Origin of the sequence: Streptococcus mitis (genome assembly GCF_001579045.1) — a bacterium.
GTDB classification, from domain to species: Bacteria; Bacillota; Bacilli; order Lactobacillales; family Streptococcaceae; genus Streptococcus; species Streptococcus mitis_D.
Genome location: NZ_KQ970272.1, coordinates 1 through 713 on the forward strand (window position 1 = coordinate 1; position 713 = coordinate 713).

The 713-nt window shown below is 50.4% G+C and carries 8 tRNA genes; all 8 read left to right on the forward strand.

Annotation, left to right across the window (positions count from 1 at the left end):
* The first annotated feature begins 3 nt into the window (after positions 1-3).
* The 8 genes from SMIDD28_RS10670 (at position 4) to SMIDD28_RS10705 (ending at position 712) form a co-directional block, all read left to right on the forward strand.
* A tRNA-Asp gene (locus tag SMIDD28_RS10670) sits at positions 4-76 on the forward strand.
* A gap of 24 nt (positions 77-100) precedes the next feature.
* A tRNA-Lys gene (locus SMIDD28_RS10675) sits at positions 101-173 on the forward strand.
* A gap of 5 nt (positions 174-178) precedes the next feature.
* Positions 179-260: transfer RNA gene (locus SMIDD28_RS10680), tRNA-Leu, on the forward strand.
* Positions 261-278: 18 nt separating this feature from the next.
* Positions 279-351 (forward strand) — tRNA-Thr (locus SMIDD28_RS10685).
* 22 nt (positions 352-373) lie between these two features.
* Positions 374-445: transfer RNA gene (locus SMIDD28_RS10690), tRNA-Gly, on the forward strand.
* A gap of 7 nt (positions 446-452) precedes the next feature.
* Positions 453-538, forward strand: a tRNA-Leu gene (locus tag SMIDD28_RS10695).
* A gap of 11 nt (positions 539-549) precedes the next feature.
* Positions 550-623, forward strand: a tRNA-Arg gene (locus SMIDD28_RS10700).
* A gap of 15 nt (positions 624-638) precedes the next feature.
* A tRNA-Pro gene (locus tag SMIDD28_RS10705) sits at positions 639-712 on the forward strand.
* The last annotated feature ends 1 nt before the right edge of the window (position 713 follow it).

The following is a 713-nucleotide window of genomic DNA, read 5'->3' on the forward strand; positions in this document are numbered from 1 at the left end:
AAAGGTCCCGTAGTGTAGCGGTTATCACGTCGCCCTGTCACGGCGAAGATCGCGGGTTCGATTCCCGTCGGGACCGTTTAAGATAACGGAAGTTATTTTAGACTCGTTAGCTCAGTTGGTAGAGCAATTGACTTTTAATCAATGGGTCACTGGTTCGAGCCCAGTACGGGTCATATATGCGGGTTTGGCGGAATTGGCAGACGCACCAGATTTAGGATCTGGCGCTTAACGGCGTGGGGGTTCAAGTCCCTTAACCCGCATTAAGATATAATAAATGAGCCGGCTTAGCTCAGTTGGTAGAGCATCTGATTTGTAATCAGAGGGTCGCGTGTTCAAGTCATGTAGCCGGCATTTTTAGATAGAAGAAAGTAGTGCGAACGTAGTTCAGTGGTAGAACACCACCTTGCCAAGGTGGGGGTCGCGGGTTCGAATCCCGTCGTTCGCTTAGAGAGGCCGGGGTGGCGGAACTGGCAGACGCACAGGACTTAAAATCCTGCGATTGGTAACGATCGTACCGGTTCGATTCCGGTCCTCGGCATAATATAATGAGCACCCTTAGCTCAACTGGATAGAGTACCTGACTACGAATCAGGCGGTTAGAGGTTCGACTCCTCTAGGGTGCATTTTTCTATTTAACTCGGGAAGTAGCTCAGCTTGGTAGAGTACTTGGTTTGGGACCAAGGTGTCGCAGGTTCGAATCCTGTCTTCCCGAT